This window comes from Pseudomonas sp. LARHCG127, assembly GCF_052871455.1.
Map to the genome: position 1 here is coordinate 22976 of NZ_JBIXJT010000019.1, position 25829 is coordinate 48804.

The following is a 25829-nucleotide window of genomic DNA, read 5'->3' on the forward strand; positions in this document are numbered from 1 at the left end:
AAGTGGCTATAGCTAATCTATCTGCGAATCATTAGCATTAGCTGTATTGGCTTCCGTTTCCCCGCAGGTAATCACCCCATGCTATTTCCCTCTCGCCTTACGTTGCTCGCCGCGTGCTGCTCAGTCAGTTTCCTTGCCCAGGCGGCAGAGCCCATTGAATTGGGCGTGACCGACGTTACTGCCGATGCGATCAAAACCAACTCCAACACGCTACCAACGCCCTATGCGGGTGGGCAGGTGGCGAGCGGAGGCCAGATGGGGGTGCTGGGCAATCAGGACAACATGGATGTCCCGTTCGTGATGACGAGTTACACCTCGCAGTTGATTGAAGATCAACAAGCGGAAGACGTGGGTGATGTGCTGCTCAATGATCCGTCGGTGCGTCAATCCTATGGATTTGGTAACCAATCCCAGGTGTTCGTGATTCGAGGCCTGCCGCTTGCCAGCGACGACATTTCCTACAACGGGCTGTACGGCGTTTTACCGCGTCAAATTCTGTCGACGGATGCGATCGAGCGTGTCGAAGTGTTCAAGGGCCCCAACGCGTTTATCAACGGTGTCAGCCCGACGGGCTCGGGCTTGGGGGGCGGCGTCAACCTGCAGCCTAAACGCGCGGAGGATGTCCCGACGCGTCGTTATACCCAGGACATCAGCACCGATGGCCGCATTGGCGAGCATTTGGATATTGGGCAGCGATTCGGCGAGGACAATCGGTTTGGCGCCCGGTTGAACCTGAGCCAGCGGGAAGGTGATACAGCGATCGACAATCAGGATCAGCGCACCAAGTTGTTCGTGGCGGGCTTGGACTATCGAGGTGATGACTTCCGCGTCTCCACCGATTTCGGCTACCAGAAACAGCGTATCAACGGCCTGCGTAACTCGGTGAATATCGGCAGCGCCACCCGCATTCCCACGGCTCCGCACGCGAGCCACAATTTTGGCCAGGACTGGACTTACTCCGAAACCGAAGACACCTTCGGCATGGTTCGTGGCGATTGGGATTTGAACGAAAACTGGACCGCCTACCTGGCTGGCGGTGTAAAGCACACCCGAGAAACAGGGGTCTACGCCACACCGACACTGGTCGGCAATAACGGCGTAGCGACGATTGGCGGCTCGGAAATTCCTCACAATGAAGACAACACATCGTTCAGTGGCGGGTTGAACGGGCGCTTCAACACGGGCCCTGTCTCCCACCAGGTTGCGATCGGCGGCTCAACGATTTGGACCGAGCAGGAAAACGCCTACACGTTCTATCGTCCCGTTATCGGCAACAGCAATATTTATGACACTCCGAAGCTTCCCAAGCCGACGACGGTGTCCAGCACCGGCGGTGAAATGGGCGATCCCGGGGTGACCGGCAAAACCCGCAACCGTAGCCTGGCGATTTCCGACACGGTGGGTTTGTTCGATGACAAGTTGCTGGTCACTTATGGTGTTCGTCGTCAGCAGTTGCGTGTCGAAAACTACAAGTACGATGGCACCACTTCAAACGGTGTCGCCAATCCAGCAAACGATGGCAGCCGTAGTACGCTCTACGATGAAGCCGTTACCACGCCGGTCTACGGCATCGTCTACAAGCCTGTGGAGAGCGTGTCGCTCTACGCCAACCGAATCGAAGGCCTTGCAAAAGGGCCAGTGGCGTCCGGTTCAGGCATCACCAACCTGGGCCAAGCCTTTCCCCCTGGCCGCACTAAACAGTTGGAAGCGGGCATCAAGCTGGACATGCAAACCTTCGGTGCCAACGTGGGTGTTTTCCGCATCGAGAAACCCTCCGATGGTTACGTCGACAACGCGCAGAACCTCTATGTGCGTGATGGTGAGCAGGTCAACAAGGGGCTGGAGATCAGCGTATTCGGCGAGCCCATCGAAGGCCTCCGGTTAATGGCCGGCGGTACCCGCATGACGTCCGAACTGAAAAACACCGCGGGCGGCCTCAACGATGGCAACCACGCCATCGGCGTGCCGACGTTTCAGCTCAATGCCAGCGTGGATTGGGATGTCCCGGGTATCGAAGGTGCCGCGCTCAGCGCGAGGATGTTGCGCACGGGCGGGCAGTACGCTGACCAGGCCAACAACCTGAGCTTGCCGACCTGGAACCGGTTCGACGCTGGCGCACGTTATAAGATGAAATTCGTGGAGAAAGACCTGACGTTGCGCGTCAACGTGGAAAACATTACCGATAAGAACTACTGGGCCTCGGCGAACGGCGGCTACCTTTCGCAGGGGGATCCGCGGTTGGTGAAGTTTTCGGGGACTATCGATTTCTAACTATTCATTTGAGGAAGGCTTGGAATATCGAGACTGAAGAGGGGAACCCAACCCTCTGTGGCGAGGGAGCTTGCTCCCGCTGGCCTGCGCAGCAGGCCCCTGCATTATTTCAGGTAAACCGCATCGTCTGGTTTTGCGACTGCTGCGCAGTCGAGCGGGAGCAAGCTCCCTCGCCACGGGGGGGGTCTGGGCTGGCGTCATCGCGAGCAAGCTAGCTCCCACAGGGGATCGGGGTGTTGCGGATGTTGTGTTCGCCACCGCCCGGTGTGGGAGCGAGCTTGCTCGCGAAGAGGGTGTCACATTCAATATTGATGCAAGCTGACCCGCTGCTTTCGCGAGCAAGCTCGCTCCCACAGTACGTGGCGTTGGGCTGGATGTTCGGTTCGACACTAACCCCTGTGGCGAGGGAGCTTGCTCCCGCTGGCCTGCGCAGCAGGCCCCTGCATTTTTCCAGGCAAACCGCATCGTCCGGCTTTGCGACTGCTGCGCAGCCGAGCGGGAGCAAGCTTCCTCGCCACGGGTGGTGTCTGGGCTGGCGTCATCGCGAGCAAGCTCGCTCCCACAGTACGTGGCGTTGGGCTGGATGTTCGGTTCGACACTAACCTCTGTGGCGAGGGAGCTTGCTCCCGCTGGCCTGCGCAGCAGGCCCCTGCATTATTTTAGATAAACCGCATCGTCTGGTTTTGCGACTGCTGCGCAGCCGAGCGGGAGCGAGCTCCCTCGCCACGGGTGGTGTCTGGGCTGGCGTCATCGCGAGCAAGCTCGCTCCCACAGGGGATCTGTATTCCCACTGATGCCCCAGGCTGCAGAGAGCAGGCGGCCTCGCCTTGGCCTTATTTCCGCTTAAGCATCTCCGGCAACTGCGCCACCAACTTCTGATTATTCAACGGCGCCCGAATAAACCCACGCTGGGTGCCGTCCGGTCCGATCACGGCGAGGTTGCCGCTGTGATCAACCGTGTAGTTGGGCTTGCTGGTATCCGCCGGAATGAAGGGAATGCTCACCGCATTCGCCAGTTTCTGCAGGTCTTCCACTGATGAAGCGGTCAGGCCTTTGAATTGCGGATCGAAGTAACCCAGGTACTGCTTGAGTTGCTTGGGCGTGTCGCGGTTCGGGTCGACGCTCACCAGTACGATCTGCAATTTGGCCACCGCCTCGGGCGGCAGTTCGCTTTTGATCTGGCGCAGTTGGGCGAGGGTGGTCGGGCAGATGTCCGGGCAGAAGGTGTAGCCGAAGAACAGCAGGCTCCATTTGTCTTTCAACCCGTCCATCGCCACGGGCTGGCCATCCTGGTCGGTCATTTTCACGTCCGGCAGGTTGCGGCTCTGGGGCAGCAGGATGATGCCGGCGTCGATCAACGCGGTCGGGTCGCCCTGGCCTTTGCTGGACAGCACTTTGTTGATGGTCAGGCCGAGGATCACTGCGATCACGGCCGCGAGGATGAAGACGGTTTTCTGGGTTCGAGTCATAGGCTCAACAGTAAGTAGTGATCAACGAGCAGGGCGATGAACAGTAGGAACAAGTACCAGATAGAGTACTTGAAGGTGTTGATCGCCGCGTGCGGCCGACTGCCACGGTACAACACCACGGCCCATTGCAGGAACCGGGCACCCAGCACCAGTGCGCAAATCAGGTACAGCATCCCGCTCATCTGGATCACGAACGGCATCAGGCTCACCGCCAGCAGCACCAGGGTGTACAGCAGGATGTGGATCTTGGTGTAGTGCTCGCCGTGGGTCACCGGCAGCATCGGGATGTCGGCCTTGGCGTATTCCTCCTTGCGGTGAATCGCCAGGGCCCAGAAGTGCGGCGGGGTCCAGGCGAAGATGATCAGCACCAGCAACAGCGGCTCGGCGCTGACATGCCCGGTGGCCGCGACCCAGCCCAGCAGTGGCGGCGCGGCGCCGGCGAGGCCGCCGATGACGATGTTCTGCGGCGTCGCCCGTTTCAGGAAACCGGTGTAGACCACCGCATACCCCAGCAACGAGGCCAGGGTCAGCCAGGCCGTCAGCGGGTTGGTGAAGGCCAGCAGCATGGCTTGGCCGGCCACCGCCAGGGCCAGGGCGAAGGTCAGTGCGGCGGCCGGCGAGACCCGGCCCTCGGCCAAGGGCCGCTTGTGGGTGCGCGCCATCACCGCGTCGATGCGCCGGTCCACCACATGGTTGACCGCCGCCGCCCCGCCGGCACACAGGGCGATGCCGAGGTTGCCGAACACCAGGACGGTCCATGGCACGCCGGCACGGGTGGCGAGGAACATGCCGACCAGCGAGGTGATCAGCATCAACACCACCACTTTCGGCTTGGTCAGCTCCAGGTAATCGCGCCAGATCGCTTGGCTGTGGCGTTCACCGGTCAGGGTTGCCATGGCATCTCTCCTTTTATTGTTATAGGGCTGACGCTGTGTTTATGCGGGTTGAAGCGCCAGCGCAGCGGGACCTGATGCTTGACCCGGACCAGGCTGGTACGGGCGTGATAGTTGACCAATACCAGGGTCAGCAACAACGCGGCGCCCCCGGCGTTGTGGGCGACGGCCACTGGCAACGGCAGATGGAACAGCACGTTGCTGATGCCCAGGGTGATCTGTGCCGCCAATGCTGCCAGCACCAGCCCGGCGAGCCGAGTCATGCCGACGTTTTTCAATTGCCAGGCCAGGCCCAGCAGCACCACGGTTACCAGCAAGGCGCCGATGCGGTGGGTCAGGTGAATGGCGGTGCGGGCGTCACTGTCCAGTTGCCCGCCGAGATAGTTGGGGCCGATGTGCTGGGTCAGGTGGAAGCCGTTGGCAAAATCCGCCGGCGGCAGCCATTGGCCGTGGCAGGTGGGGAAGTCGATGCAGGCCACGGCGGCGTAGTTGGAGCTGACCCAACCGCCCAGGGCAATCTGGCCGATCACCAACAGCAGTCCGGCGGTGGCCCAATGTTGCAGGCGCTTGGGCACGGTCAGCGCGGGTAATACGCCAGACAATCTCAGCGTCAGCAGGAACAGCAGGCTCAACGTCGCGAACCCGCCCAGCAGATGCCCGGTGACCACCTGCGGCCAGAGCTTGAGGGTCACGGTCCACATGCCGAACGCTGCCTGGGCGAAGACCACGGCCAGCAAGAACAGCGGCAATTTCAAAGGCTGGCCGGGGCGGCGACGGTTCATCCAGGCTCGAGCGGCCAGGGCGGTAATCATCAGCCCCAGGGCCCCGGCAAAGTAGCGATGGACCATCTCGTTCCAGCCTTTGTGGGCTTCCACCGGGGTGTCGGGGAAATGCAGCTCGGCATGGGCCAGTTGGGCTTCGCTCTTGGGCACGCTGATGAAGCCGTAGCAACCGGGCCAGTCCGGGCAACCGAGGCCGGCGTGGGTGAGCCGGGTGTAGGCGCCCAGCAGGACGACGATCAGTGCCAGCAGCGTGGCAAACAGCGCGAGGCGAAATCCAGGTTTGGCCATGTCGATGCCCTCATCCGATGTTCGACAGTTTCAGCAGGTGGCGCAGGTCGTTGAGCAGGTCCTTGCCCTTGACCCTGGCGTCGTAGCGCAGCACCAGGTTGCTGTGGGGATCGATGATCCACAGTTGGGCGCCGCCGGAGCCTTGGGCGCCTTTCTGATACGCCGGCAGGTCCAGTGGATAACGTTGCAGTTGCGGGTACTCGCGTTGCAGTTGGGCGTCGTACTCGCTGTCCAGCGGCTGCGCGATGGCCAGGGCATGGCTGGCGCGGCCGGCGTCGCGTCCCAGGCCGATCTGCACCTGCCGCGCCAGATAGACCAATTGGCGGCAGTCCACCGAGCACTCCTGCGGCGCGGTGACCAGGATCTGCCAGCGTTGCTCATCGGCTTGTACGCCAATCTCGGCGCGGGTCTGGCCGGTGCCGATCAGCTCGCCGTGGTAGCTGCGGCTGTCGGGCACCCAGAACTGGAATTTGTACATGCCGGTGGCGAGGATCATCGGGCCGATCACGCCCAGCACGATCAGCAGCAATTGCACGCGGCCCTTGCGACGGCTGCGTGCGTCGGGCGCCTCAGACGTGTTGGTTGGATTCATGGTGTTTCCCATGGTGTCTCCCTGCGTTGTGCCATCCGAGATAGAGGAAAAGGCCGAACAGCGCCGCCGCCATGGCGAACCACTGCACGGCATAGCCGAGGTGTTTTTCCGGCCCCATGGCCACCACCGGCCAATCGGTCCGGTAGGCGCCGGGGCCGCTTTGTTGGCGTAATTCATAGGCGAAGCCGTTGCGGTCGAGGTCGGCCCAGAGCTTGTCCGGCTCGATGGCGGTGACCAGTCGCGGCCAGGGTGCACCGGCCGGGTCGGCGTGAAGTTGGAAGGTGGCGCCGGGTGCGACATAGACCCAGGCCTGAAGGCTCACGGGTTGTTCCGGGGTGTTGAAGACCGGCGGGATGCGCCGGTCCGGCCAGGGCAGCCAGCCGCGATTGACCAGCAGCCACAGCCCGGTGCGGTGGTCGAGGAACGGTTGCAGCAATTCGACGCCGACCTTGCCGCCGTGCTGGCGGTTATCCAGCAGGATGCTGTGCTCGGCGTCGAACTGGCCTTGCAGCGTGACCGGTCGAAAGGCCGGGTCCGAGGTGTGCGCCAGCTCGCTGCTGTCCATCGGCGCCGCCACGCGGCGCTCGGCGTAAGTGTCCATGAGCACACGCTTCTGTTCGCCCCGGCTCAGTTGCCAGAACCCCAGGCACACCATCACTGGCACCAGCACGGCCACCACCAATGACGGCATGATGCCCGGCCGGAAGCCTTTCATGGCGTCGCCCGAAAGCTGTCGAACGGGATAGCTATACTCACGTGCATCGCGTCCCCCCGGAGTGTCCCTAATGCTCAAAGCAGCCATCGCCCTGATGCTGATCGCCACGATTGCCAGCCTGTTCAGCGGCCTGTTTTTTCTGGTCAAGGACGACAGCAGTTCCAATCGACTGGCCATCGCCCTGGCGATTCGTGTCGCCTTGGCCGCCGTCACCGTCGGCTTGATCGCCTGGGGCTTTTTCAGCGGCCAGTTGGTGTCGCATGCTCCTTGGTAAAGAGCCGCCCTGGTAACGGCTGCCTCAGAGGATGTAGACGAAGAAGAACAAGCCGATCCACACCACATCGACGAAGTGCCAGTACCAGCTCGCGGCCTCGAAGCCGAACTGGTGCTCGTTGTCGAAATGCCCGCGCATGATGCGCATCAGCATCACGAACAAGATGATCGTGCCGATGGTGACGTGGGCGCCGTGAAAGCCCGTGAGCATGAAGAACGTCGCGCCGTAGATTCCCGAGCCCAACGTCAGGCCCAGCTCTTTATAGGCGTGGATGTATTCCTCGGCCTGGAAGCCCAGGAAGGCGCAACCCAGCAGCACGGTGATCGCCAGCCAGATTTTCAGCGCGCCACGATGGCCTTTTTTCAGGGCATGGTGGGCGATGGTCACGGTGACGCTGGAGCTGACCAGCAGGATGGTGTTGAGCAGCGGCAAGCCCCAAGGGCTGATCACATCCTTGGGCGGTGGGAATAGCTTGGGATCGGGGTTGTTCAACAACGGCCAGACGTATTCGAAGTTCGGCCAGAGCATTTCCGATAAACCCTTGCTGCCTTCACCGGCCAACCCCGGCGCCGAGACCATGCGCACATAGAACAGCGCACCGAAGAAGGCGACGAAGAACATCACTTCGGAAAAGATGAACCAGCTCATGCCCCAGCGGAACGAGCGGTCGAGCTGGGCGCTGTACAGCCCGGCGCGGCTTTCCTTGATGACCGCGCCGAACCAGCCGAACAGCATGTAGGCCACCAGCAGGCCGCCGACGAAAAAGATCAGCGGGCCGTGGGAATCCGGGCGGTCGGCTTTCAGGTCGTTGAACCAGGTCGCCAGGCCATACACCGTGACGAACATCCCGACCGTGGCGATGATCGGCCATTTGCTCTGGGCCGGAACGTAATAGTGCTCATGAGTTGCCATTTATTGTTCTCCTTATCGGGCACGCTATCGGTCAGTGTTTAGAGCCACCGGTGGATGACGAGCGGTGATGTCGAACAGCGTGTAGGACAGCGTCAGATGCTTCACTTCCTTGGGCATGTCCCGGTCGACGATGAAGCGCATGGGCATTTCGATGCGTTCGCCGGGTTGCAGCACTTGCTGGGTAAAACAAAAACATTCGGTCTTGTGGAAATACGCCGCCGCGTTGCTCGGCGAGATGCTCGGCACCGCCTGGGCGCTCATCGGCCGGTCGGTGGGGTTGTGCGCGACAAACACCATCTCGTTGACCGCCCCGGCCTTGACCACCAGCTCATCGCCCTTGGGGTAGAAGTCCCAGACCATGTCCACCGCGTTGGTCGACAGGAATTGCACACGCACCTGGCGCGACTCATCGACCACCTGCTCGCCTTCGTACTGCCCACCGGTCTTGCCATTGATGCCGAACGCCTTGCACATCACGTCGTAGATCGGCACCAGGGCAAACCCGAAGATGAACATGGCCACCACCACCAGGAGCAGGCGGGTGACCAGTTTTTTCAGCGAGATCGAGTCAGCCATGATTTCCAGTCCCTACCGAGAACCCTGTGGGAGCGAGCTTGCTCGCGATGCAGGCGACGCGGTGTGCCTGTTCCACCGCTATCGCGAGCAAGCTCGCTCCCACATAAGGCCCCGGTGTCATCTATTTCACTTCCGGCGGCGTAGTAAACGTGTGATACGGCGCCGGCGACGGCACGCTCCATTCCAGCCCCTCGGCCCCATCCCATGGCTTGGCCGGTGCGGGCGGGCCGCCGCGGATGGTCTTGATCACGATGAACAGGAAGAAGATCTGCGTGGTGCCGAACATGAACGCGCCGATGGACGAGACCATGTTGAAGTCGGCGAACTGCAGGTTGTAGTCGGGAATCCGCCGGGGCATGCCTGCCAGGCCTACGAAGTGCATCGGGAAGAACGCCAGGTTCATGCCGATGAACGACAGCCAGAAGTGCAGCTTGCCGAGGGTCTCGTCGTACATGTGGCCGGTCCATTTCGGCAGCCAGTAGTAGGCCGAGGCGAAGATCCCGAAGATCGCCCCGGGCACCAGCACGTAGTGGAAGTGCGCGACCACGAAGTAAGTGTCCTGGTACTGGAAGTCCGCCGGGGCGATGGCGAGCATGAGCCCGGAGAAACCGCCGATGGAAAACAGGATCACGAACGCCACGGCGAACAGCATCGGCGTCTCGAAGGTCAGCGAGCCTTGCCACATGGTGCTGGCCCAGTTGAACACCTTCACCCCGGTGGGCACGGCGATCAGCAGGGTCGCGTACATGAAGAACAGCTCGCCCACCAGCGGGATGCCGACCACGAACATGTGGTGCGCCCAGACGATGAACGACAGGAACGCAATGGCGGCCGTGGCGTAGACCATCGAGGTGTAGCCGAACAGCGGCTTGCGCGAGAACGCCGGGATGATCGAGCTGACGGCACCGAAGGCCGGCAGGATCATGATGTACACCTCGGGGTGGCCGAAGAACCAGAACACGTGCTGGAACAGCACCGGGTCACCGCCACCGGCGGCACTGAAGAAGCTGGTGCCGAAGTGGATGTCCATCAGCATCATCGTCACGCAACCGGCCAGCACCGGCATCACCGCGATCAGCAGGAACGCAGTGATCAGCCAGGTCCAGACGAACAGTGGCATTTTCATCAGGGTCATGCCGGGCGCGCGCAGGTTGAGGATGGTGGCGACCACGTTGATTGCCCCCATGATCGAGCTGATGCCCATGAGGTGGATGGCAAAGATGAAGAACGTCACGCTTTCCGGCGCATAGGTGGTGGACAGCGGCGCATAGAAGGTCCAGCCGAAGTTCGGCCCGCCGCCGGGAGTGAACAGCGTCGAGACCAACATCAGGAACGCCGCCGGCAACAGCCAGAAGCTGAAGTTGTTCATGCGCGGCAGGGCCATGTCCGGCGCGCCGATCATCAGCGGGACCATCCAGTTGGCCAGGCCGACGAACGCCGGCATCACCGCGCCGAAGACCATCACCAGGCCATGCATGGTGGTCATCTGGTTGAAGAATTCCGGCTGGACGATCTGCAAGCCGGGCTGGAACAGCTCGGCGCGGATCACCATGGCGAACGAGCCGCCCAGCAGGAACATCGAGAAGGCGAACCACAGGTACAGCGTGCCGATGTCCTTGTGGTTGGTGGTCAGCACCCAGCGCATCAGGCCCTTGGCGGGGCCGTGGGCGTGGTCGGCATGACCGTGGTCATCGATCACAGCACTCATGTCCTTTCTCCTTCGAACCAATGGGCTGGACGGCGCGGGGCAACGCGCCCCGACCGGTTATGGGAACGAGCGTCGGGCCGGCTCATTGGCTTTCCGCCTGTTTGAGTTCCAGCACTTCTTTAGGCGTCACCATGTCGCCCTTGTTGTTGCCCCAGGCGTTGCGTTCATAGGTCACGACCGCAGCGATATCGACTTCCGACAGTTGTTTGCCGAACGCCGCCATTGAGGTGCCGGGCTTGCCGTGGAAGACAATGTTCAGGTGATCCTTGATCGGCCCGGTGGCGATTTTCGAGCCCTTGAGCGCCGGGAACATCGGCGGCAAGCCTTGGCCTTCGGCCTGGTGGCAGGCCACGCAGGTGGTGTGGTAGACCTTGTCGCCACGCTCGACGAGCTCTTCGCGCGTCCATTCCTTGCTGGTCAGCTCCTTGAGCTGCGCGGCTTCGGCCTTGCGTTCGCCCAGCCATTTCTCGTAGTCGGGCTTGCTCTTGACCTCCACCACGATCGGCATGAAGCCGTGGTCTTTGCCGCACAGCTCGGCGCATTGGCCGCGATAGATGCCGGGCTTGTCGACCCGGGTCCAGGCTTCATTGACGAACCCCGGGATGGCATCGCGCTTGACCGCGAAGGCCGGTACCCACCAGGAGTGGATCACGTCGGCGGAGGTCACCAAAAAGCGCACCTTGGCATCGACCGGCAGCACCAGCGGCTTGTCGACCTCCAGCAGGTAGTGCTCGCCCTTGGCGCTCTGGTTGTGGATCTGTTCGGCGGGGGTTGCCAGGTTGCTGAAGAACTCGACGTCCTGGCCCAGGTACTTGTAGTGCCACTTCCACTGGTAGCCGGTGACCTGGATATCGATCTCCGACTCACTGGAGTCGTACATCTTGATCAGGGTCGCGGTGGCAGGAATCGCCATCAGCACCAGGATCAGGAAGGGCACGATGGTCCAGAGGATTTCGACGCGGGTGTTTTCGTGAAAGTGCGCGGCATTCTGGCCGGTTGAGCGGCGGTGCATCATCATCGACCAGAACATGGCGCCGAAGACGATGATGCCGATGACCACACAGATCCAGAAGATGGTCATGTGCAGGTCGAACACTGCGTTGCTGATCTGTGTCGCTCCAGGCGCCATATTCACAGTCCAGGCCGCTTGTGCCTGACTGAAAATCGACCACAACAGGAGGCCCATCCATACGTGTGGATGTCGCGTCATTGCGGGTTCCCCTTATCGTTCTTGTTATCCCGTAGGCGTAAAACCTGCGGCAAGGGATCGGCTATTCAGACTGCTTAATTGACTCGCCGCGCCTTGCTGCACATGCAATCGGGTGTCATCAGCTAACTCCATTCCAAACCGAGTATAGACAGCACCTGCAACCTCGCAACGCGATGGCGTAAATCGTTTGAAACAGCCGGGGCTTGCGCTAGAGCCCACGAATGGAGAAGGATGCGAACTGAGTGATGGCAAACCGATATAACTGTGACGCAGCAAGGAAGGGGCAGTTATGAAAAATAGGTCTTAGGAGTGTTTTTGCGCCAGCTAAGTTATGTCTTCCCTATTTCATTGCCTTTGTTTCCTGGAGTTGTCATGAACACCGCCGCATTGCGCGAGCAGATCCAAAAAGCCCAACAACACGAAGCCGAGACCGGCCAACTGACCCGCCAACTGGAGGCCCAGTTACCGCATCTGCACCGCACCATTCAATTGCCGGACACGAACCCCAATAACGCCCTCGCGCGGTTTGTCGCGGCGTACATCGATGAAGTGCCCGACCTGCTGGACGCAGCCAACGACGTGGCGAGGGAAGCGGGTATCGAGTCGCAGATCAAACCGGTACTGAAGATTGCCGAACAGTATTTCCTCCAGCCGCCGACCATCATGGCCGGGCATGTCGGGCTCGACAGCCTGCTGGACGAAGCCTATCTGGCGCACCGGTTTGTCGAAGAGGTGAATGACCTTTATATCAAGCATTTCGGCCAGCCACTGATCCCCTTGGACATGACGGTCGCCAACCTGATCGCCCACCAGTTGATCGGTGAGGCATTTGCCAACCAGCTCGATGAAGTGGTGCATCACACGTTCGACGAGATGCTCAACGACGAGACGTTTGCCCTGGAATCAGTAGAAGCCTATCGCGAGAAGCTCAGCAGCCCTGAGACTGGCGCAGCCTGGAAGCGCTGGCCGTGCATGTCCCGTCGCTTGGGCGTGGGCCTGGAGCTGGATCAGCCGGCGGCTTGATCCTCCGAAAAAACACAAACCCCCTGTGGGAGCGAGCTTGCTCGCGATGGCATTGCATCAGCCACATCGCAGTCGACTGACACTCCGCCATCGCGAGCAAGCGCGCTCCCACAGTGGATTTGGGGTGTTCAGCCATCATAGTTCCTCCCCCGGCCCCCTTGGGGAGCGCGCTTGCTCGCGATGGCATAGGGTCAGCCACATCGCAGTCGACTGACACTCCGCCATCGCGAGCAAGCTCGCTCCCACAGGGGCATGGTTAACCGGCCGCTGCACCAACCCCCACCGTGGTCCGCAACCGTCCTTCCAGCCGACGCTTGAGCCCGCGGGATTCAATCAGTAGCTTCGAACCCTTGCTGGCATTCGCCCGGCCCCATTCTTCCAGCAACTCCAGGCACGAGTGATCGATGTAGCTCAGGTTATTGAGCGGCACGTGCACGGTCGCGCCCGTTGGGATGGTGCCCAGCACCTGGGTCAGCGCCGGCACCTTGAGGAAGGTGGCCGCACCCACCAGGCGCAGTTCCATCTCGCCTTCCTGAGGCAGGTCGATCAGGCTGATTTTTAGGCGCGACGCTTTCCAGGCCAGTTTCACCAGGGTCAGGCCGAAGCCGATCAGCACACCGGTCAGCAGGTCGGTGAAGATGATCGCCAGCGCCGTGGCGGCGTAGGTGAACATCGGCATCCGGCCATAACGGCCCAGGCTTCGAAACGCCTTGAGGTCCACCAGTTTGAAACCGGTGTAGACCAGCACGCCGGCCAGGCTCGCCACCGGAATGCTTTGCAGCACGCTGGACAGCAACAGCACGAACAGCAGCAACCACAGGCCGTGGAAAATCGTCGACATCCGCGTGGTGGCCCCGGCCTGGACGTTGGCCGAACTGCGCACGATCACACCAGTCATCGGCAAGGCGCCGAGCAGGCCGCAGAGCATGTTGCCGATCCCTTGCGCCGACAGTTCCCGGTCGAAGTCCGCACGTTCACCGCTGTGCATGCGATCCACGGCGGCCGCCGACAGCAGGGTTTCGGCACTGGCGATGAAGGCCACCGCGAACGCGGCGATCAGCAGCGTTGGGTCGGCCAGGTTCAGCAGGTCCGCCGGGCGCAGCCAATCAATGGCTTCGGCCAGGTTCTCCGGAACCTCCACGCGCTTGACCTGCAAGGCCAGCAGCAGGCTGGCGACGGTCGCCAGGCCAACGCCCAGCAAGGCACCGGGAACGAAGCGCAGGCTGTGGGGGCGAAACTTTTCCCACAGCCACATCACCGCGATCGTCGACAGACCGAGCAGGCCGGCCTGCCAGCCGAAGGACGGCAAGGCCTGGGCCACTGCCGTCGGGAACGCCGCGAGGTTATCCAGCCCGGAGGGCTTGGGCGCCGCGTCCAGCATCACATGGACCTGGGACAACACGATCAGCACGCCGATACCCGCGAGCATCCCGTACACCACCGCAGGCGCAGTGACCCGGAACCAGCAACCCAGGCGAAAGCGCCCGGCCAACAGTTGCAGCAGGCCGGCCAGCAGCAGGATCGGCCCGAGCATCGCCACGCCATGCTGGCGCACCAGTTCGAAGACCAACACCGCCAACCCGGCGGCCGGGCCGCTGACTTGCAGCTTCGAGCCAGCCAGAAAACCCACGACCAGACCACCGATGATCCCGGTAATCAGGCCCTTGGCCGGCGGCAGGCCGGAGGCGATGGCAATGCCCATGCACAAGGGCAGCGCCACCAGGAACACAACCACCGAAGCCAATAGCTCCCGTGGCAGAACAGCTTTTAATTGAGCAGCACGCATGGCGACTCTCCCGAAGTTTCTTCAGGCATGGCGAGGCCCTACCGCGCAAATAGCGGTAAGGCTAGAACCACACAAGGATGATTAGGAGTGGTTAGAAGCGCGCTTTGGGCGTCGCCACCGGTATCGGATGGCTGCCATCGAGCGGCAGGAAACGTCCCTGGTCCGCGTCAAAGGCTTTGATCTCGCTGGTCTCGATGTTGTACACCCAGCCATGGATGAACAACTGACCGCTGGCCATGCGCGATGCGACCGAGGGATGCGTTCGCAGATGCTGCAACTGCGCGATCACGTTTTCTTCGGTGAGGATGGGCATGGTCTGTTTTTCGTCGCCGCACGGACAGTTGTCGTGGACCATGGTCTTGGCCACTTCGGCGTGGCGCAGCCAGGCTTTTACCGTGGGCATTTTTTCCAGGGTGTCCGGGTTCAGCACGGCACGCATGGCGCCGCAATCGGAATGGCCGCAAACAATGATGTGTTGCACACCGAGGGCCAGCACGGCGTATTCGATGGCGGTGGAGACGCCGCCATTCATCTGCCCGTAAGGCGGAACGACGTTGCCGACGTTACGGGTCACGAACAGGTCGCCGGGGGAGCTATGGGTGATCAGCTCGGGCACGATGCGCGAATCGGCACAGGTGATGAACATCGCACGGGGCGCCTGGGCGGTGGCGAGTTTCTTGAAGAGCTCTTCCTGTTGCGGAAAGATCTCGTGATGGAAATGCAAAAAGCCGTCAACAATATGCTGCAGCGCTGCATCGGCGGTTTCCGCCACGGGTTGGGCTGAAGCCGACGCAGCCAACGGCTGATTATCCTTGTCACTCATGATTCATCCTCTTTTGACGGTATGACGCCAGTGGCTAAAACATCCAGGTCGACATCTGCGACCCGTCAGTCACTCGCTGAACAAGGTAGCGGCCGAAACTTAACTCAAACTGAAATCGAAGGCTCTAGGACAATGATTCCAGGGGTGGCGAAACACTGGCGCAGCTCATGTCCAGTGGTCTTTCCAGGGTCAACTTTAATCAAATCAACGACATCTGTCGGCCCGGCGGACAGAAGGCATCGCAATCGAGAGTGTATCCGTCGCGTCGCTCCAGTCCCAGGCGCTTGAGCGCCTTGGCGAAGCGCTGGGCCAGCAGGTCGGCGAATGGGCCTTCGCCGCGCATCCGCGCACCGAAGCGGCTGTCATACAGTTCGCCACCACGGCTCTGGCGCACCAGGCTCAGTACATGGGCGGCGCGTTGCGGGTAGTGCGCCTGCAGCCACTCCTCGAACAGCGGCGCGACTTCCAGCGGCAGGCGCAGCATCACGTAGGCGGCATTCTGCGCACCGGCGGCGTGGGCTTCGGTCAGCAGGCTCTCGATCTCGCTGTCGTTGATCATCGGGATCATCGGTGCGCAGAGCACGCCCACGTTGATGCCTGCCTCACGCATGACCTTGATCGCCCGCAGCCGCGCCTTGGGCGCCGCCGCCCGGGGTTCGAGAATGCGCTTGAGTTCATCGTCCAGGGTGGTGAGGCTGATCATCACGTGCACCAGGCGTTGTTGCGCCAACTCGGTCAGTAGGTCCAGGTCGCGCAGGATCAGCGAGCCCTTGGTGACGATGGTCACCGGATGCCGATAACGCAGCAGTACCTCGAGGATCCGCCGGGTTATCCGTTGTTCCCGTTCGATCGGCTGATAGGGGTCGGTGTTGGAACCCAGTGCGATCGGCGCGCATTGATAGCCGCGCCGGGACAATTGCTCCTCCAGCACATCGGCGGCATTGGTCTTGGCGATCAGCTTCGTTTCGAAATCCAGCCCCGGCGACAGGTCCCAATAGGCATGGCTGGGCCGCGCATAGCAGTAGATGCAACCGTGTTCGCAGCCTCGGTACGGGTTGATCGAGCGGTCGAATGGGATATCGGACGAGGTGTTGCGGGTAATGATGGTCTTCGCCGTTTCGATGCGCACTTCGGTGCCCTGGGTCGGCGGGACTTCCTGGTACCAGCCGTCATCCTCGACCACCGAGCGATTCGGGGCGAAGCGGTTGTGCGGGTTGGTCGCGGTGCCGCGGCCGCGAGGTGGAAGGGAGGCAGGCATGGGGAATACTCCGAAAGCTGTATGTGCATACAGTATTCGCTGTGTTCGATTAGGGCCAGTGCCATTCGGCAGTCCAACTACCGGATCAGCGTTCACAAGGCTTTGACGTTCTCCTCACGGGCTTTTAACCGCAGCGAGCCGACACTGGGCCTCCTGTATTCCTTCGCTCTCGGTCGTCCGTGCATGCTCAAGCTCTGTTCCCGTTCGTTGTTGTGCCTGGCCTTGCTTGCCGGACTGGCCGAGGCGCCCGTCCAAGCGGCCGATCTCCCTGAGGCGAGGCCCGCTGAATGGGCGCAGCCGGTGGAAAAGGACTACAACCTCTACCAGATGTCACCGACCCTCTACCGCAGCTCCCTGCCAGACGGCGGCGCCGTGCCTTTGCTGACGAAGCTGCGGATCGGCACGGTCATCACCTTCCTGCCGGAGTCGGACAAGCGCTGGCTGTCCACCCCCGGCATCGAGCAGGTGCAGTTGCCCTACCGCACCAATCATGTCGATGACAGCGACATACTCAAGGCCTTGCGCGCCGTCCAGGCGGCCGAAACCAAGGGGCCGGTGCTGATGCACTGCAAGCACGGCTCGGACCGCACCGGGCTGGTGGCCGCCATGTACCGGGTGGTGGTGCAGGGCTGGAGCAAAGAGGACGCGTTGAATGAAATGACCGAAGGTGGCTTCGGCGACAGCCATCACTTCAAGGACGGCGTGCGCTACATGATGCAGGCCGATGTCGACAAACTGCGCGTGGCGTTGGCGAACGGCGATTGCAGCACCAGCGTCTTCGCCCTTTGCTCCCTGGAAAGCTGGGTCAATTCAACGACCCCGGCGCATCACCTCAACCCTCAAGCGCTGGCTCCCGCACGGTGAGCGGTTGCGTGCAAAAAAGCCTCGATGGACTCCGATAGAGGCCGTGAGTCGCCCCACTCGAATATCGTTTCACGCAACACCCTGCCGGTTTCCCTATCGAATAAGCCGTTGCGCTTGAATGGCTCGAACACGGTCCTGGCCAGGCTCCTGGACCAAAGGTAGGCATAAATTCCGGCATCGTAGCCCGTGACCAGGTAATCCAGGCCATTGGGCCAGCGTTCGTTCATGAACACCGGTAAGTGGCCTACTTTTGCACGCACTTGCTCGAATACTTGCTGGACCGTACGACCGTCACCGTGGCTGTGGTGCAGTTCCATGTCGAATAGCGCATCGCGTATCTGTCCGGCAATGCCCCAACTGGTCTGGGTCTGTAGATAAACCATCAACTGGTCGGCGTCTTTGTCCGGCAACGGTGCTCCGGTCTGGTGGTGCTTCGATATCCGCATGAGGAATTCCTTGGAGGTGCACCACTGTTCGAACAACACGCCAGCGAATTCGGCCGCGTCCCGGCTGAGCGCGGTGATGCCCGAGACGTCGCGGTATTCAACCCGGCTCAACACATGGTGCAGACAGTGCCCTAACTCGTGGAAGAGCACTCGCAGTTGCCGATAATCCAGCAACAGAGGGGTGGTGCTGGAACCGCGCGGCAACCAGCCATGCAGCACCGCGACGGGATAACGCGGCCGGCCCTCGGCGGTGATGCGGCGGTTTCGCAGGGTAGTGGTACTGGGAAAGCCATTCTGATCCGGATATTCGAAGGGATCGAAATAAAAGTAGCCGAGGGTTTCGTCCCCCTCCCGGACTTCGAAAAGACGCACTTGCGGATGCCAGTTCGTCACGTCCTGGCGCTCGATGAAGTCCACGCCAAACAGATCCGTGGCGATCAGCAGCAGCTGGGTAAACGTCGGTTCCAGTGCGAACCAGGCGCTGACGTCCTGCTCCGAGATACCGGCTGTTTGCCGACGAAGCTTTTCTGCCAGGTACTGCACATTCCAGGGCGTTAATTCGTTGACCTGTTGCGTCTTGGCAAACGCCTGCAGTTGCTTCGTATCTTCGGCAAACACGGCTTGCTGTTGGTCGAGCTGCCCTTGCAGGAACGTCATGACGTCTTCTGGCGACTGCGCTTGCTCGGGCTCGACAGCCATCTGCGCGTAGCTTGAATAGCCCAGCAGTTTGGCCAGTGCATACCGATCCCTGAGCAATTGGCGCAGCACTTCGCCGTTGTCGTAGACCCCGGCTTGCGGCCCTTGATCCGATGCGCGGGTGCTATAGGCAACGTACATTTGCTTGCGCAAGGCAGGATCGTCGGCGTATCGGGTGACGATGCGAAACGACTCGTCGTTGAGAGTCAGCAGCCAGCCTGTGCCGCCCTTTTCACGGGCTTGCTCGGCCATGCGCCGCTTGAAGGATGGCGGCAGGCCACTCAACTGGGCTTCATCGTGGATTATTTTGCTCCACGCGTTGTTCGCTGCGTGCAAGTGCTCAAGGAACAAGGTCTGGGCGCCTTGGATTCGTAGCTTCAGGTCATTGAGCTTCTGCGGTGACGGCGATCCCATTCCGTGCTGGCGCAACCGCCGCAGGATTTTTGCCAGCGTTCTTTTGCGCACGGGGGAGAAATGCAGGGCGATCTGGCTGTCGGCCAAGCGTTGGTAAAGCTGAAACAGTTCGGGATGTCGCATCAGCGATCCCTGGAAATCCTGCAGCCGTTGTTGGCAATCGTCCGAAACCTGCCCCCAGGCATCATCAGTCCTGGTCGACGCCATGAGTTCCAGTACAAAGCCGAAGCTTCTCAAGCGTGCGTGGATTTCATCCATCGCCAACACCAGGTCATCCCACGTAGGGAACGGTGTCTGGGTCTTGATGATCTCGGCGACTTTGGCACGGCTTTCGGCAATGATCTGGTCTAGCGCGGGAGCGAAGTGTTCGACGCGGATGTTTGAAAAGGGCGGCAGGACATAGGCCTGCAAGAGGGGATCATAAGGGCGATGCATGGAGGCTTCCTGTCAGTCTGGACGTGTCAGGCCAGTCTGATGAGGAATGCATGAGGCGCTGCGGTACATATGTATCGCTTCCGGGCCGGGCGGCCCGGAAGGTAATGCCAACGATGTCAGTCGGTTTTTTTCTTCAGCTTCGGGTTGGGAAAAAACTGCACGGCCTGGACTTTCGCATCCGGCGTCTTGAGCGCCGACGTATTGACCCGGGTGCCCAATTCCTTGGGCACCGACAGGCCTTGCTCGTTGAGCGTGTCGGAATAACCGCAGGCCACGCATTCGCGGTGCGGCACGCCGTCTTCGTTCCACATCATCAACTTGTCCGGCTCGCTGCAGGCCGGGCAGACCGCCCCGGCGATAAAGCGTCGCTTGGTAATCACAGGACCCTCACTCATGCTGCCGCGTCCTCGGTCAGGCCGCTATGGCGCAAGAGTGCGTCAATCGACGGCTCGCGGCCACGGAAGTCGACGAACAGCACCATCGGTTCCTGGGAACCGCCACGGGCCAGGATCGCCTCGCGGAAGGCTCGGCCGGTGTCGGCGTTGAGCACGCCGTCTTCTTCGAATTTGGAGAAGGCATCGGCCGAGAGCACTTCCGCCCATTTGTAGCTGTAGTAACCCGCCGCGTAGCCGCCGGCGAAAATGTGCGCAAAGCTGTTGGGGAAGCGGTTGTAGGCCGGCGGACGCATGACGGAGACCTCGTCACGCACGCCTTCGAGCACTTGCAGCACGCTGCGGCCATCGCCGTGGGTGGCGTGCAGCTCGAAGTCGAACAGCGAGAACTCCAACTGACGGACCATCATCAGGCCGGACTGGAAGTTTTTCGCCGCGAGCATTTTTTCCAACAGGTCCTGGGGCAGCGGTTCACCGGTTTCGTAGTGACCGGAAATCAGCGCCAGGCCTTCGGGCTCCCAGCACCAGTTTTCCATGAACTGGCTCGGCAGTTCCACGGCATCCCAGGCCACGCCGTTGATGCCGGACACGCCGGCGTGTTCGACGCGGGTCAGCAGGTGGTGCAGGCCATGGCCGAACTCGTGGAACAGGGTGGTGACTTCATCGTGGGTCAGCAGCGCCGGCTTGCCGCTGTCGGCCGGGGTGAAGTTGCACACCAGGTTGGCGACCGGGCTTTGCAGGACGCCGTCGAAGGTGCGACGACGGTCGCGGGCACCGTCCATCCAGGCACCGCCACGCTTGTTGGCGCGGGCGTAGAGGTCGAAGAAGAAGCGGCCGACGTGCTGGCCGTTCTCCTTGATTTCGAACAGGCGCACGTCCGGGTGCCAGCTGTCGAAGCCTTTCAGTTCGGCGATCTCGATGCCATAGAGGCGCTGCACGATGGCGAACAGGCCGCTCAGTACCTTGTCGATCGGGAAGTAGGCGCGCAGGGCTTCCTGGGCCACGCTGTAACGCTGCTGGCGCAGTTTTTCACCGTAGAAACCGCTGTCCCAGCTTTGCAGGTCGGGGCAACCCTGCTCGGCGGCATAGGCTTTGAGCTGTTCCAGGTCCAGGGCCGCGAACGGCTTGCTGCGCTTGGCCAGGTCACGCAGGAAACTGAGGACCTGATCGCTGGATTCTGCCATCTTGGTTGCCAGGCTCAATTCGGCGAAGTTGGCGAAACCCAGCAGTTGGGCCAGTTCCTGGCGCAGGTCGAGGATCTGTTCCATCACCGGGCCGTTGTCGTTCTGGCCGGCATTCGGGCCTTGGTCCGAGGCACGGGTGCAGTAGGCCGCGTAGACTTCTTCGCGCAGGGCGCGGTCTTCGGCGTAGGTCATCACTGCGTAGTAACTAGGGAACTCCAGGTTGATCAGCCAGCCGTCCAGTTCCTTGGCCTGGGCAGCGGCGGCCATTTGCGCCTTGGCCGAGTCGGTCAGGCCGGCGAGGGCGGCTTCGTCAGTGACGTGCTTGGTCCAGGCCTGGGTTGCGTCCAGCAGTTGATTGGAGAAGCGGCTGCCCAGCTCGGACAGTTTGCTCTGCACTTCGGCGTAGCGCTTCTGTTGCTCGGGCGGCAGGTCGATGCCCGACAGGCGGAAATCCCGCAGGGAATGTTCCAGGATGGTTTTCTGCGCGACGTCGAAGCTGGCTGCTTCCGGGCTGTTCGCCAGGGCTTCGAAGGCCTGGAACAGCTCGCGGTTCTGGCCCAGCTCGGTGGAGTAGGCACTCAGCGCCGGCAGGCAGGCCTCGTAGGCCTCGCGCAGTTCCGGGCTGTTGCGCACGGCGTTCAGATGGCTGACCGGGCTCCAGGCTGCGCCGAGACGATCATTGAGCTCGTCCATCGCCAACACCAGGCCGGCCCAGGTAGGCTGTTGGACTTGGGTCTTGAGGATTTCGGCGATGGCCGCACGGTTGTCCGCCAGGATCTGCTCGATGGCCGGTTGTACGTGCTCGGCACGGATCGCCGAGAATGGCGGCAGGTCATAGGGCTGCAAAAGAGGGTTGTTCACGCTCACGGTCGACACCTTGGCTGGAAGAAACATCGGCCCATCTTAATTACAATCGACGTTCACCGCAGCTAGCAGCGCCTATCACCGGATAAGAGAGAGCCTATCGTGACCCTTCGCACGTACCAGAACCACAGCCCGAAGCTTGCCCGTGGGGCTTTTGTCGACAGCACCGCGGTGGTGATCGGCGACGTCGAAATCGGCGAAGACAGCTCCGTCTGGCCGCTGACGGTCATTCGCGGCGACATGCACCGCATCCGTATCGGTGCGCGTACCAGCGTCCAGGATGGTTGCGTGCTGCACATCACCCATGCAGGGCCCTTCAATCCGGATGGCTTCCCGTTGCTGATCGGCGACGACGTGACCATCGCCCACAAGGTCATGCTCCATGGCTGCTCGGTGGGCAGCCGGATCCTGATCGGCATGGGCAGTATCGTCATGGACGGCGCGGTGGTCGAAGACGATGTGATCATCGGCGCCGGCAGCCTCGTACCGCCGGGCAAGCGCCTGGAAAGCGGCTTTTTGTACGTGGGCAGCCCGGTGAAGCAGGCCCGGCCACTGACGGACAAGGAGCGCGCGTTCTTCACCTACAGCGCGGCGAACTACGTGAAGCTCAAGGACCTGCATCTGGCCGAAGGCTACGACCAACCGTGAAGCGCCCCCCGAAGTGTTGAATGACCCATTGTGGCGAGGGCGCTTGCTCCCGCTGGGCCGGTCCGACGCTTCGGGCGCAGCAGACCCATTTTTGTGAGCGCTTCGCGCTCAAGCGGGAGCAAGCTCCCTCGCCACGTGATGCCACTGCCAGGACCTGCCATGCACTACCAGACCGTACTCTTCGACCTCGACGGCACCCTCACCGACCCCCGTGAAGGCATCACCCGTTCGATCCAGTTCGCCTTGGCCAAGCTGGGCATCGACGAACCCGACCTGACCCGCCTCGAACATTTCATCGGCCCGCCGTTGTTGCAGGCCTTCATGCAGTTCTATGACTTCGACGAAGCGAAGGCCTGGGAGGCGGTGAATTTCTATCGTGAACGCTTCAAGGTCACCGGCCTTTATGAGAACCGGGTCTTCGACGGCGTGATGCCGCTGCTGGAAACCTTGGGCGGCCAAGGGCGCCATCTGTACATCGCCACTTCCAAGCCCTGGGTGTTCGCCCGGGAAATCGCCCGCCATTTCGACTTCGCCCGGCACTTCAAGGTGATCTACGGCAGCGAACTGGACGGCACCCGCACTGACAAAGTCGAACTGATCGCCCACCTGCTGGCCGAAGAAAGCCTCGACCCGGCCAGCACCCTGATGATCGGCGACCGCAAGCACGACCTGATCGGCGCCCACAGCAATGGCCTGGATGCGGCGGCGGTGGGGTATGGGTTCGGCAGCCACGAAGAACTCAACACCGAACGCCCGGCGTATCACTTCCAGACGGTGGACGAGTTGCACCAGGCGTTTTTGCGGCGTTGACGGGATCGCCATCGCGAGCAAGCTCGCTCCCACATTGTTCCGAGACGTCCACAAAACGGGTGCCCACCGCCAAACCCCTGTGGGAGCGAGCTTGCTCGCGATGGCGGCAGCACAAACACCCCTGTTTCAAGTCACAACCCTCACCACAGGGATTAGCCATATCCTGGTATATGAAAGGGACAATTCAGGCCCTGAACTGGCTCGGCGCCACGCCGCTCCAGCGCACGAAGGCATGGCGGAAGCTGGCGGTTTCGCTGAAGCCCAGTCGTTCGGCGATTCGATGGATCGGCAATTGCTCCTCGCAGAGCATCTGCTTGGCTCGTTCGAAGCGCAGTTCGTCCAGCAGTTCCTGATAGCTGCAGCCCAGGTCCTTGAGGTGCCGCCGCAAGGTGCGCGCCGAGCAGTTCATTTGCTCGGCCAAGCCTTCCAGGCCGGGGGCTGCGTTCAGTTGGGCGTCGAGCAACTGGCGGATCCTTCCTAGCCAGGCCTGGCGTCCGGTGAATTCAGTGTTCTGCCGGCGGCAGCGTTCGGCCATGGCGTGATGGGTGATGGGGTCGGCCAGGGGCAAGGGTTGTTCGAGCCAGTGGCGGTCGAAGGCAAACCCGTTATCGACGCTGTCGAAGCGCACCGGGCAATCGAAGAGTGCGGTGTAGCGCGCCTGGTAGTCGGGCGCCGGATGTTCGAAGCGCGCAGCGTGCAAGGGCAAAACATGGCCGAGGAGGTCATTGCAGATCACCTTCAGCGAAACCATGCAGAACTCGGCATTGAACACCGCCAGGGCCGGGTTCTCCCGATAGTCGCTGGCGCTGAACCAGATGTGCTCGCCGTCGTCGTCCAGGTTCAGCTCGAAGAGTGTTCCCAATAGCGCCGGATAGCGCAGCGCCAGGCGCAAGGCGTCACCTAAGGTGGCACTGGTGAGCAGGGCATAGCCGAGCATGCCGTAGGACGAAACGTGCATGCGCAGGCCCAGCTCCAGGCCGATGTCGCGCTTGAGGGCCACGGCGTTGGCGCAGACCTGCATCTCCTGGTTGGTGGTGATGCGCGTATCGGCCCGGCTCAGGTCCGCGGCGCTGATGCCACTGCCGGCCAACAAGGCATCGCTGGACAGCCCTTCGTTTTTGAAGGTGCTCAGTACCAACGAGACGGCGTTGAGGGTGGTGAGGTGGGAATGCAGCATGTCCGTTTCCAGCCTGGGTTAGGCTGGAGATGGAGCAAGTTATATGCCGGGTACTTTGGCATGACGTCGCTTTTGTGGCGAGGGAGCTTGCTCCCGCTGGGCCGCGACGCGGCCCCCAAAATCTTGCGGCCGCTGCGCGACCGAGCGGGAGCAAGCTCCCTCGCCACAAAAGTCCCTCACCACAAGTTGATGCAGGTTCGGATCAGCTCAGCTCGCCGCACAGGTCCAGCTCCACCAGCCGCCGAACCTCTTCCACCGGCAGGCCCGCGCCAATCAGCGCCTGCAACTTGCCGAACGCGGCCTCGCGGGTCATGCCGCCACCGGACAGCACGCCGACACCGCGCAAGCGACTGCCGGCTTCGTACACGTCCAGCTCAACGCCACCTTCATGGCATTGGGTCACCGCCACCACCACCACGCCGCTGTCCCGCGCCCGCTCGAGGCTGGCGAGGAAGGCCGGGTTGTCGCTCGGCCCGGTGCCGCTGCCGTAGCACTCCAGCACCAGGCCCTGGATGCCGCTGCCCAATAGACCATCGAGCACCTGGGCGCTGATGCCGGGAAACAGCGGCAGCGCCGCGATGTTCGCCAATTGCTTGGGCTGGTTGTAATTCAACTGCGCCGGCAGGGCCGGTGCCGGGGTGCCGCCGCCCTGGCGTTCCAGGCGCTTGAAGGGGTGGCGACCGAAGCTGCGCACTTTCGCGCAACGGGTCGGCGCCAGCAGCTCACCGTGGAAGTACAGGTGCACGCCCGGCGCCAGGCCCTGGCCGAGGGCGACCAGGGCACCGCTGAGGTTTTCCCAGGCGTCGCTGTCGGTCACGCCGGCGGGCAGCATCGAGCCGGTGAAGCAGACCCGCGCATGCAGGCCCAGCAGTTGGAAGCTCATCGCCGCCGCGCTATAGGCCAGGGTGTCGGTGCCATGCAGGATCAACACGCTGTCGCAGCCCTGCACATCCACGGCGTCGACCACCGCTTCGCGCAGTTGCTGCCAATAGGTCGGGGTCATGTTGGCGCTGTCGATCAGCGGCGACATCTCCCGGAAGCGCCATTGCGGTATGACGAGTTCGGGCTGGCTGTGCAGGTAATCGCGCATCCGTGCTTCGAAACCGGATGCCGGGGCCAGGCCGTGGGCGCTGGCCTGCATGCCGATGGTGCCGCCGGTGTAGAGCACCATGACGTGCTGGGCGGCAGGGTAGGTCAAGGAATTCATGGTTGTTCTCCGAGGACGAAAACGGCGGCTTGGGTCAGCCGCCACAACATAAGGCCGAGCATGACGCCGACCTTACGCTGTGTCACGCCGGGCGCAGGGGATGCGCCCGGTT

The 25829-nt window shown here is 61.9% G+C and carries 23 protein-coding genes; 6 read left to right on the top strand and 17 right to left on the bottom strand.

All coding sequences use genetic code 11. From position 1 onward, the window contains the following. Positions 1-78: 78 nt before the first annotated feature. On the top strand, positions 79-2271 hold the full coding sequence (locus tag ACIPQ1_RS25415) for a TonB-dependent receptor (RefSeq protein ID WP_446534997.1): 2193 nt from the start codon (positions 79-81) through the stop codon (positions 2269-2271). A gap of 833 nt (positions 2272-3104) precedes the next feature. On the opposite strand, the gene ACIPQ1_RS25420 is transcribed toward ACIPQ1_RS25415, so the two are convergent. From ACIPQ1_RS25420 to ACIPQ1_RS25440, 5 genes are read right to left on the bottom strand one after another with little or no spacing between them, the layout of a single operon-like run. Next, positions 3105-3740, bottom strand: a complete 636-nt coding sequence (locus tag ACIPQ1_RS25420) for an SCO family protein (protein WP_411386097.1) — start codon at positions 3738-3740, stop codon at positions 3105-3107. Next, positions 3737-4636, bottom strand: a complete 900-nt coding sequence (gene cyoE / locus ACIPQ1_RS25425; protein WP_018600879.1) for a heme o synthase — start codon at positions 4634-4636, stop codon at positions 3737-3739. The genes ACIPQ1_RS25420 and cyoE overlap by 4 nt, the downstream gene beginning before the upstream one ends. Further along, positions 4624-5703 (bottom strand): COX15/CtaA family protein, encoded by a 1080-nt coding sequence (locus ACIPQ1_RS25430; RefSeq protein ID WP_186708290.1) that lies wholly within the window; start codon positions 5701-5703, stop codon positions 4624-4626. The genes cyoE and ACIPQ1_RS25430 overlap by 13 nt, the downstream gene beginning before the upstream one ends. 10 nt (positions 5704-5713) lie before the next feature. Next, entirely contained in the window at positions 5714-6307 is a 594-nt protein-coding gene (locus ACIPQ1_RS25435; protein ID WP_434704464.1) for a hypothetical protein, read from the bottom strand. After that, positions 6273-7010, bottom strand: a complete 738-nt coding sequence (locus tag ACIPQ1_RS25440; protein WP_446534998.1) for an SURF1 family protein — start codon at positions 7008-7010, stop codon at positions 6273-6275. The genes ACIPQ1_RS25435 and ACIPQ1_RS25440 overlap by 35 nt, the downstream gene beginning before the upstream one ends. Positions 7011-7080: 70 nt before the next feature. On the opposite strand from ACIPQ1_RS25440, the gene ACIPQ1_RS25445 reads away from it, so the two are divergent. Beyond that, on the top strand, positions 7081-7284 hold the full coding sequence (locus ACIPQ1_RS25445) for a twin transmembrane helix small protein (protein WP_186708284.1): 204 nt from the start codon (positions 7081-7083) through the stop codon (positions 7282-7284). A gap of 24 nt (positions 7285-7308) precedes the next feature. On the opposite strand, the gene ACIPQ1_RS25450 is transcribed toward ACIPQ1_RS25445, so the two are convergent. The 4 genes from ACIPQ1_RS25450 to coxB form a co-directional block, all read right to left on the bottom strand. Continuing rightward, entirely contained in the window at positions 7309-8196 is an 888-nt protein-coding gene (locus ACIPQ1_RS25450) for a cytochrome c oxidase subunit 3 (RefSeq protein WP_186708282.1), read from the bottom strand. Positions 8197-8220: 24 nt separating this feature from the next. Next, entirely contained in the window at positions 8221-8772 is a 552-nt protein-coding gene (locus tag ACIPQ1_RS25455; protein WP_186708280.1) for a cytochrome c oxidase assembly protein, read from the bottom strand. A gap of 121 nt (positions 8773-8893) precedes the next feature. After that, positions 8894-10480, bottom strand: a complete 1587-nt coding sequence (gene ctaD, locus ACIPQ1_RS25460; RefSeq protein WP_186708278.1) for a cytochrome c oxidase subunit I — start codon at positions 10478-10480, stop codon at positions 8894-8896. Positions 10481-10562: 82 nt separating this feature from the next. Then, positions 10563-11690: a cytochrome c oxidase subunit II gene (gene coxB, locus ACIPQ1_RS25465; RefSeq protein ID WP_411386100.1), complete on the bottom strand. Its 1128-nt coding sequence runs from the start codon at positions 11688-11690 to the stop codon at positions 10563-10565. A gap of 372 nt (positions 11691-12062) precedes the next feature. Here coxB and ACIPQ1_RS25470 point away from each other — a divergent pair, with 372 nt between their 5' ends. Then, entirely contained in the window at positions 12063-12713 is a 651-nt protein-coding gene (locus tag ACIPQ1_RS25470) for a hypothetical protein (RefSeq protein WP_186708274.1), read from the top strand. 256 nt (positions 12714-12969) lie between these two features. On the opposite strand, the gene ACIPQ1_RS25475 is transcribed toward ACIPQ1_RS25470, so the two are convergent. From ACIPQ1_RS25475 to ACIPQ1_RS25485, 3 genes are all read right to left on the bottom strand, one after another. Then, on the bottom strand, positions 12970-14499 hold the full coding sequence (locus ACIPQ1_RS25475; RefSeq protein ID WP_446534999.1) for a SulP family inorganic anion transporter: 1530 nt from the start codon (positions 14497-14499) through the stop codon (positions 12970-12972). A 91-nt stretch (positions 14500-14590) separates the two neighbouring features. Continuing rightward, complete coding sequence (locus tag ACIPQ1_RS25480) at positions 14591-15322, bottom strand: carbonic anhydrase (protein WP_250963885.1); 732 nt, start codon at positions 15320-15322, stop codon at positions 14591-14593. Positions 15323-15521: 199 nt separating this feature from the next. Further along, positions 15522-16580: a PA0069 family radical SAM protein gene (locus ACIPQ1_RS25485; protein ID WP_411386102.1), complete on the bottom strand. Its 1059-nt coding sequence runs from the start codon at positions 16578-16580 to the stop codon at positions 15522-15524. A 183-nt stretch (positions 16581-16763) separates the two neighbouring features. Between ACIPQ1_RS25485 and ACIPQ1_RS25490 the strand changes: the two genes are divergently transcribed. Next, the gene (locus ACIPQ1_RS25490; protein ID WP_411386103.1) at positions 16764-17444 is read left to right on the top strand and encodes a phosphatase domain-containing protein; all 681 of its coding nucleotides are present in this window, start codon (positions 16764-16766) and stop codon (positions 17442-17444) included. Here the strand turns inward: ACIPQ1_RS25490 and ACIPQ1_RS25495 are convergent. The 3 genes from ACIPQ1_RS25495 to prlC form a co-directional block, all read right to left on the bottom strand. Then, positions 17420-19435 carry a M3 family metallopeptidase gene (locus ACIPQ1_RS25495; protein ID WP_446535000.1) on the bottom strand — a complete coding sequence of 672 codons (2016 nt, stop codon included), beginning with the start codon at positions 19433-19435 and terminating at the stop codon, positions 17420-17422. The two genes, ACIPQ1_RS25490 and ACIPQ1_RS25495, sit on opposite strands and share 25 nt — an antisense overlap. A gap of 116 nt (positions 19436-19551) precedes the next feature. Next, positions 19552-19830: a YheV family putative zinc ribbon protein gene (locus ACIPQ1_RS25500; RefSeq protein ID WP_039593397.1), complete on the bottom strand. Its 279-nt coding sequence runs from the start codon at positions 19828-19830 to the stop codon at positions 19552-19554. Continuing rightward, a complete protein-coding gene (gene prlC / locus ACIPQ1_RS25505) occupies positions 19827-21878 on the bottom strand; it encodes an oligopeptidase A (RefSeq protein WP_446535001.1) in 2052 nt (683 codons plus the stop codon). Before prlC ends, ACIPQ1_RS25500 begins: the two co-directional genes overlap by 4 nt. 99 nt (positions 21879-21977) lie before the next feature. On the opposite strand from prlC, the gene ACIPQ1_RS25510 reads away from it, so the two are divergent. After that, entirely contained in the window at positions 21978-22523 is a 546-nt protein-coding gene (locus tag ACIPQ1_RS25510) for a gamma carbonic anhydrase family protein (protein ID WP_446535002.1), read from the top strand. A 159-nt stretch (positions 22524-22682) separates the two neighbouring features. Beyond that, a complete protein-coding gene (locus tag ACIPQ1_RS25515) occupies positions 22683-23333 on the top strand; it encodes an HAD family hydrolase (protein WP_250963879.1) in 651 nt (216 codons plus the stop codon). Positions 23334-23517: 184 nt separating this feature from the next. Here ACIPQ1_RS25515 and ACIPQ1_RS25520 read toward each other — a convergent pair whose 3' ends face one another. After that, a complete protein-coding gene (locus ACIPQ1_RS25520; protein ID WP_446535003.1) occupies positions 23518-24510 on the bottom strand; it encodes an AraC family transcriptional regulator in 993 nt (330 codons plus the stop codon). Between the two features lie 202 nt (positions 24511-24712). Next, the gene (locus ACIPQ1_RS25525) at positions 24713-25717 is read right to left on the bottom strand and encodes an asparaginase (RefSeq protein WP_250963877.1); all 1005 of its coding nucleotides are present in this window, start codon (positions 25715-25717) and stop codon (positions 24713-24715) included. Between the last annotated feature and the right edge of the window lie 112 nt (positions 25718-25829).

Coding starts and splice junctions, on each gene's coding strand:
- ACIPQ1_RS25415 (WP_446534997.1), top strand. CDS start 79: ATGCTATTTCCCTCTCGCCTTACGTTGCTCGCCGCGTGCTGCTCAGTC.
- ACIPQ1_RS25420 (WP_411386097.1), bottom strand. CDS start 3,740: ATGACTCGAACCCAGAAAACCGTCTTCATCCTCGCGGCCGTGATCGCA.
- cyoE (WP_018600879.1), bottom strand. CDS start 4,636: ATGGCAACCCTGACCGGTGAACGCCACAGCCAAGCGATCTGGCGCGAT.
- ACIPQ1_RS25430 (WP_186708290.1), bottom strand. CDS start 5,703: ATGGCCAAACCTGGATTTCGCCTCGCGCTGTTTGCCACGCTGCTGGCA.
- ACIPQ1_RS25435 (WP_434704464.1), bottom strand. CDS start 6,307: ATGGGAAACACCATGAATCCAACCAACACGTCTGAGGCGCCCGACGCA.
- ACIPQ1_RS25440 (WP_446534998.1), bottom strand. CDS start 7,010: ATGAAAGGCTTCCGGCCGGGCATCATGCCGTCATTGGTGGTGGCCGTG.
- ACIPQ1_RS25445 (WP_186708284.1), top strand. CDS start 7,081: ATGCTCAAAGCAGCCATCGCCCTGATGCTGATCGCCACGATTGCCAGC.
- ACIPQ1_RS25450 (WP_186708282.1), bottom strand. CDS start 8,196: ATGGCAACTCATGAGCACTATTACGTTCCGGCCCAGAGCAAATGGCCG.
- ACIPQ1_RS25455 (WP_186708280.1), bottom strand. CDS start 8,772: ATGGCTGACTCGATCTCGCTGAAAAAACTGGTCACCCGCCTGCTCCTG.
- ctaD (WP_186708278.1), bottom strand. CDS start 10,480: ATGAGTGCTGTGATCGATGACCACGGTCATGCCGACCACGCCCACGGC.
- coxB (WP_411386100.1), bottom strand. CDS start 11,690: ATGACGCGACATCCACACGTATGGATGGGCCTCCTGTTGTGGTCGATT.
- ACIPQ1_RS25470 (WP_186708274.1), top strand. CDS start 12,063: ATGAACACCGCCGCATTGCGCGAGCAGATCCAAAAAGCCCAACAACAC.
- ACIPQ1_RS25475 (WP_446534999.1), bottom strand. CDS start 14,499: ATGCGTGCTGCTCAATTAAAAGCTGTTCTGCCACGGGAGCTATTGGCT.
- ACIPQ1_RS25480 (WP_250963885.1), bottom strand. CDS start 15,322: ATGAGTGACAAGGATAATCAGCCGTTGGCTGCGTCGGCTTCAGCCCAA.
- ACIPQ1_RS25485 (WP_411386102.1), bottom strand. CDS start 16,580: ATGCCTGCCTCCCTTCCACCTCGCGGCCGCGGCACCGCGACCAACCCG.
- ACIPQ1_RS25490 (WP_411386103.1), top strand. CDS start 16,764: ATGCTCAAGCTCTGTTCCCGTTCGTTGTTGTGCCTGGCCTTGCTTGCC.
- ACIPQ1_RS25495 (WP_446535000.1), bottom strand. CDS start 19,435: ATGCATCGCCCTTATGATCCCCTCTTGCAGGCCTATGTCCTGCCGCCC.
- ACIPQ1_RS25500 (WP_039593397.1), bottom strand. CDS start 19,830: ATGAGTGAGGGTCCTGTGATTACCAAGCGACGCTTTATCGCCGGGGCG.
- ACIPQ1_RS25515 (WP_250963879.1), top strand. CDS start 22,683: ATGCACTACCAGACCGTACTCTTCGACCTCGACGGCACCCTCACCGAC.
- ACIPQ1_RS25520 (WP_446535003.1), bottom strand. CDS start 24,510: ATGCTGCATTCCCACCTCACCACCCTCAACGCCGTCTCGTTGGTACTG.
- ACIPQ1_RS25525 (WP_250963877.1), bottom strand. CDS start 25,717: ATGAATTCCTTGACCTACCCTGCCGCCCAGCACGTCATGGTGCTCTAC.